Consider the following 4,929-nt stretch of genomic DNA (forward strand, 5'->3'; position numbering starts at 1 on the left):
GGCCCTGAGGCCGAGACCACCCCCACCGCGCGGGATCTGGATGTTCTGGCGATCAAGGCCCATGGCCGCATGGCCTGGCAAAAGAGCACCGGATATAACCAGAGAGCGCGCGTGGAAACGCTCATGGGCCGCTGGAAGTCAGTCATCGGGGAAAGGCTAAGATCACGCACCCTGGACAATCAGAGGACCGAGAGCCGGATCAGCGTCTCGGTCCTCAACAAGATGACTTCCCTCGGACGTCCTACGTTCGAGCGTATCTCATGATGCCAAAATTCTGGGTAAGGGACCGCTGCGTGCCGCTTGATGATTTGTGCAACACGGTAGCGCTGCAGTCGGTTGTTTAAAGCTTCCACTGCAAACTGCTGTTCGGTCGGCATGACGGTTCGCTCCGTTGGGCAGCAAAGATTAGCTATATGGCCCGACTTCCGGATATCGCTGGTTTAGCGCGAAATCCCCAACTTCAAATACCTTATAAATCAAGGGGTCATGGAGCGTATGGGTTCGGGAATCGCGCCAGAATCGGTCGAAAGCGTTGCGGTTGTGGGTGGACCTGGCTCCCATTGGTTCGAAGATTTTGGAGGAAATCGAAATAGCCGCTCTGCTCGCATGGATTTTTGCCGTCGCGACGTCGATTGCAGCATCTCCCCGCTGTTTCTCATCAAAGTTCGGATAACCTTCAAGGAGAACACCCACCTTCAGCGCGGCGCGTTCGGCAAGCGCAATGCCGGCCTGAAGCTCAACCCAGATATCCCCGAACTGCGTAACGATAAGTGGGTCTTCGGCCGCAGGCTGGAGCTTCTGCCACCCCTGCCCTTTCTCACCCACGTATTTTCTCGCGGCCCTGAAAGCCCCGAGCGCAAATCCAAGGTAGCAATTCGTGAAAATGTTGTGATTAACCGGCGTTCGCAGGGCACGTATTGATGCTGTTCGTTCGTCGTCTGCCTCTATGGTCAGCTCGTCGGCCTGAACGCGAACATTTTCAACAGAGAAGCTGCCGCTCTCGGTTCGACAAAGCCCAAGATTATCCCAATCGTGATGATAGGTAATGCCCGCTCGGTTTGCAGGAATGTAGGCGAGAGCTGCCTGGCCAGTTTCAGCCATTCGGCCGTATATGGTCAATCGGTCAGCGAAGGCCGCGCCAGTACAGAACGATTTCCTACCGTTGAAGATGTATCCTCCTCCGAGCGGTTCGACCTGGATATCGTCGTCACGCGGATTCGCCACGCCAGCGAGAAAGAATTGATTAGAGGTGATTTCGCGCTCGAGCGCTTGCCTTCGCGTCGGATCCTCTCGGCGTAGATGAACGACACTTATGACGTGGTAGCCGAGCAGAACACCCACCGATCCGTCCGCGGCTGTAATTTCGCGCACAATTTCATTGACTGTACGCCAGCTAATTCCGGCTCCCCCGTTTTCTCGGCCAATAGCGAGGCTCATTAAGCCCGCACTCTTCAGTAGATCCAACTCAGCGGTCGGCGGGGCTTGCTCGTGGTGCCGTCGGGCATCGAGGCGCATCAAGTCGGCACCCACCGCCTTGGCTTTGTCTAGCCAAAAAGCATCATTTTCAGACTTACTCATATGCGTCTCAAAAGTGTTTTCAGTGATTGGAACTAGACGGATCCGTGCCGCGGCGGCAGAGCGTTGTTTAGCCAGAAGCTGCCGACGACATGAGGCTTCCAGCGAACAGGGTCATGCAGGGTATGCGTTCGTGCGTTCCGCCAGTGCCTGGCCAGATTGTGCTCTTCCAGAGAAGATTGTGTGCCAGCGAGTTCAAAAAGCATTGAGCTTGCCGCCAGCGCCAGCTCGGTCGCGAGCACTTTTGCTTCCGCCACGGCCACAGAGGCCTCGCCTACGGTCACATCGCTTGGGTTGGCGCTTGCCTCATCGACGTATCCGCCAGCGCGGTCGAGCATCCCTTCCGCCGCATGGAGCTGCATGACCATGCGACCGATACTCGTCGTCGTCAGCGGATCACTCGACGCTTGGTTGACCCCGCTATCTTTCCAGGGGCGCGCGCGCTTTTGAACCCAGTCCCTTAGATCGCTCATCGCCGCACGAGCTATGCCAAGGTCAATGGCGGTATGAAGGAGTTGTGCGAACGGTCCATGAATTGTGGGCTCATCGAACAAGCGATGTCTCGCCAGCACTTGCCAGTCTTGAACTTCGACGTTTTCCGCTACGACGCTGCCGCTGGCGGTTGTCCTTTGTCCCATGCCGGTCCAGTCATCGAGCACTGACAGTCCTATAGCCTCGGCCGGCACATAGACCATGACAGCTTTCCCGTGGTCGTCCTTGGCGGCAATAGGAACCCAGTCAGCGAACAATGAGCCCGTCGAATAGAATTTCCGTCCATTCAACACCGAACCCTTCAGGGTCGTTGTTGATGTTTCGTAGTCCTTCCCGACTTCTGAAACGGCGTTTCCAAAAAGCTTTCCGGCCAGGGCATCTGCGAAGAACGTTTCTTGTTGGATCGGGGTTCCGACGATGCGGACGGCATCTACGAGGCAATAGTGAGGTTGTGGGATCTGCCCGATAGAAGAATCCGCTTCCGAGATGGTGGCCGTAACGCGAGACAGCGTAACGTTCGAGATCGCCGCTCCGCCAAAGCGTTTCGGAACGATCGCCCCGAGCAGCCCGCTTGCTGAATATGCTTGTATCTCAGCTACTGGAAGCACGCGGTCACGGTCTCTCGCCGACGCTTCTTGTGCAAACAGCTCCGCAAGGCGGGCGGCAACGTCAAGGGCTTCGTTGTCGTCTCGTATAAGGTGCGCGACTTTTTGAACCTGTTTCATTTCCGACCAGTACCACCCTTCCGTATGAACATGCGCCCGGCGCCGGCGCGAGTTAACGCGCCGGCTCAATGATAGGGTAAGATTTCTTGACGGTAACCGCGACGAAGGCCGCGATGATCGCCTTTATCAGATCACCGGGAATGAACGCAGCGGATCCGAGCAAAGCCGTGGTGAAGGGAAGATTTCCGACAAAGGAGAGCCACGGGATGCCGATCAGGTACACGATGCCGATGCCGCCAATGGCATTGATGGCAAAGGCCCAGCCGAAATTGATGCGATGCCACAGGCGTTCAAACGCGGCGCCAATAGCAAGCGCCGCAAACGGATAGGCTACCAGGAACCCGCCGCTCGGTCCGAGGAACACGCCGAACCCGCCACGACCGCCAGAGAGCAAGGGAAGGCCGATCGCAACGAGTACCAAAAACAGAAGAGAGGCTAATGCGCCGCGGCGTGCGCCAAGGATGGAACCGGCGATCATCGGCCCCATGGATTGAGCGGTAATCGGAACTCCAATTATAGGTATCAGGATCGGTGGGAACAAACCGAGAGCCGCATACACTGCCGCAAACAACGCGATATAGACAATATCCTTAGTATTCATTAGCATTCCCTTTTAGAAGATTGTTCGGTCGGAGTGAACGCCCTGCTATCGCTTATAATTTCCGCCCGCGCGTCCTTGTTGTGCTTGGCGTCTGCATCGTAGGATCTCGCGTCCAGCGCTTCTGCTATATCATTGGCCATTCGAAGTGTGCGGACGATCAGTGGAACAGCTGTTGCTACAATACTCCCGCCGAGCCCTCGAGCGTTTTGCGCCTCCCGGACATCGTGGAATTTTTGAGCGATTACAGGTAGGAATCGGATCGCGAGCGAGATCGCCAAACTCGTTTTTGCCGGGTTCACGCCGAAAGGAGTGAAAGGCTGCATCGCAGACTCGATAACATCTACCATCTCGGAGACGCGCGTTGTGAGCGTGATTAGTGAGGCGAAGAGAATGAGGCAAAGGAAACGCAGCGCCACCGTGACGCCCATCGTCCAGTGGTCAAACAGCGACTGGACGATGAATATGATGGCGAGAAGGTAGAGGACAGGCCGTAGCTGCGCATAAGCAACCTTCAGCGGTATTCTTGCAACGAAATACAGCGCAACCGTCGCCAGAAGTACAGCAGCAAGGTAAAGCCACTCATTAAGCAGGAAGACAGCCGTTCCAACCACCACAAGCGAAGACAGCTTCACTCCCGCATGCAAGCGGTGGATTGGGCTATCTGTATCGACGTAGAGGCCCAACGTCACGCCATCATCTCCACATAACGCTTCAAGGCTGTCGATGGTTGGTCATCGATTGCGATCTTTCCGTCCTCGAAAACGAGGACACGATCAAAATCCTCCAGAATTTCCAAGTCGTGCGAAATCACAATCGCCGTCTGCTCCAAGTTCCTGATTACCTCAGAGACTTTGCGCTTATTCCGCAAATCCAGGAGTGTCGTTGGCTCATCGAAAACGATGTACCTTGGTTCCATGACGGCAACCCCAGAAATCGCGAGAAGCTGTTTTTGCCCCCCGCTCAAAAAATGAGCCGGATGTGACTTGAAGTCCTGAAGGTTATACCGTCTCAGAACATTATCGACTTTCTCGGATATCTGGTCTTTCTTCAGGCCAATATTCTTCAGGCCAAATGCTAGGTCCTCTTCCACGAGCGGGAAAACGATCTGGTTGTCTGGGTTTTGAAATACAAAGCCAACATTTTTTCTGACGGTTTTGCCGTCCGAGCGGGTATCGACTCCATCGACCTCGACCTTCCCGGAAGTGGGTAGCTGAAGCCCGTTTATCAGGCGCGCAAAAGTGCTTTTTCCAGAGCCGTTGCTGCCAACAATAGCAATTCGGCGTTCTGTAAGCTTCACGTCGATTTCGTTTAGTACAACTCGGTTTCCGAAAACCTGAGAGACGTTTTTAAACTCGATCATTAAGCCTCAATCCAATCGACTTGCGGTATCTTCGCAGGGGATTGCCAACTTGTTTTGTTGGGCCCGCAAGGAGCCCTACTTTGGACGGATTTCAGGCGTTCATCTCGCCGGTGTAGTCGTTCCATAAGCCGAATGCATCAGCCCTTGCACGCCGGTATGAGGCGGCCGACAGAGTG

Annotated in this window: 5 protein-coding genes and 2 pseudogenes; 1 reads left to right on the top strand and 6 read right to left on the bottom strand. The window is 55.2% G+C overall.

All coding sequences use genetic code 11. The annotated features are described in order from the left end of the window. A pseudogene (locus tag ABJZ52_RS05085) lies at positions 1–264 on the top strand (IS5/IS1182 family transposase); the annotation flags it as partial. Between the two features lie 141 nt (positions 265–405). Here ABJZ52_RS05085 and ABJZ52_RS05090 read toward each other — a convergent pair. The 6 genes and pseudogenes from ABJZ52_RS05090 to ABJZ52_RS05115 form a co-directional block, all read right to left on the bottom strand. Further along, positions 406–1,578 carry an acyl-CoA dehydrogenase family protein gene (locus tag ABJZ52_RS05090; protein ID WP_348187930.1) on the bottom strand — a complete coding sequence of 391 codons (1,173 nt, stop codon included), beginning with the start codon at positions 1,576–1,578 and terminating at the stop codon, positions 406–408. 32 nt (positions 1,579–1,610) lie between these two features. Further along, positions 1,611–2,792: an SfnB family sulfur acquisition oxidoreductase gene (locus ABJZ52_RS05095; RefSeq protein ID WP_348187927.1), complete on the bottom strand. Its 1,182-nt coding sequence runs from the start codon at positions 2,790–2,792 to the stop codon at positions 1,611–1,613. A gap of 52 nt (positions 2,793–2,844) precedes the next feature. After that, positions 2,845–3,393, bottom strand: coding sequence for a biotin transporter BioY (locus ABJZ52_RS05100; protein ID WP_348187924.1), 549 nt, complete (start codon positions 3,391–3,393; stop codon positions 2,845–2,847). Next, complete coding sequence (locus ABJZ52_RS05105; protein ID WP_348187922.1) at positions 3,393–4,082, bottom strand: energy-coupling factor transporter transmembrane protein EcfT; 690 nt, start codon at positions 4,080–4,082, stop codon at positions 3,393–3,395. The genes ABJZ52_RS05100 and ABJZ52_RS05105 overlap by 1 nt, the downstream gene beginning before the upstream one ends. Next, positions 4,079–4,753 (bottom strand): ATP-binding cassette domain-containing protein, encoded by a 675-nt coding sequence (locus ABJZ52_RS05110; RefSeq protein WP_348187919.1) that lies wholly within the window; start codon positions 4,751–4,753, stop codon positions 4,079–4,081. Before ABJZ52_RS05110 ends, ABJZ52_RS05105 begins: the two co-directional genes overlap by 4 nt. Before the next feature lie 91 nt (positions 4,754–4,844). Then, positions 4,845–4,929, bottom strand: a pseudogene (locus ABJZ52_RS05115) (IS6 family transposase); the annotation flags it as partial.

The sequence above is a fragment of the Roseibium sp. genome (genome assembly GCF_039982295.1).
Taxonomy (GTDB): Bacteria; Pseudomonadota; Alphaproteobacteria; order Rhizobiales; family Stappiaceae; genus Roseibium.

Coding starts and splice junctions, on each gene's coding strand:
- ABJZ52_RS05090 (WP_348187930.1), bottom strand. CDS start 1,578: ATGAGTAAGTCTGAAAATGATGCTTTTTGGCTAGACAAAGCCAAGGCG.
- ABJZ52_RS05110 (WP_348187919.1), bottom strand. CDS start 4,753: ATGATCGAGTTTAAAAACGTCTCTCAGGTTTTCGGAAACCGAGTTGTA.
- ABJZ52_RS05100 (WP_348187924.1), bottom strand. CDS start 3,393: ATGAATACTAAGGATATTGTCTATATCGCGTTGTTTGCGGCAGTGTAT.
- ABJZ52_RS05095 (WP_348187927.1), bottom strand. CDS start 2,792: ATGAAACAGGTTCAAAAAGTCGCGCACCTTATACGAGACGACAACGAA.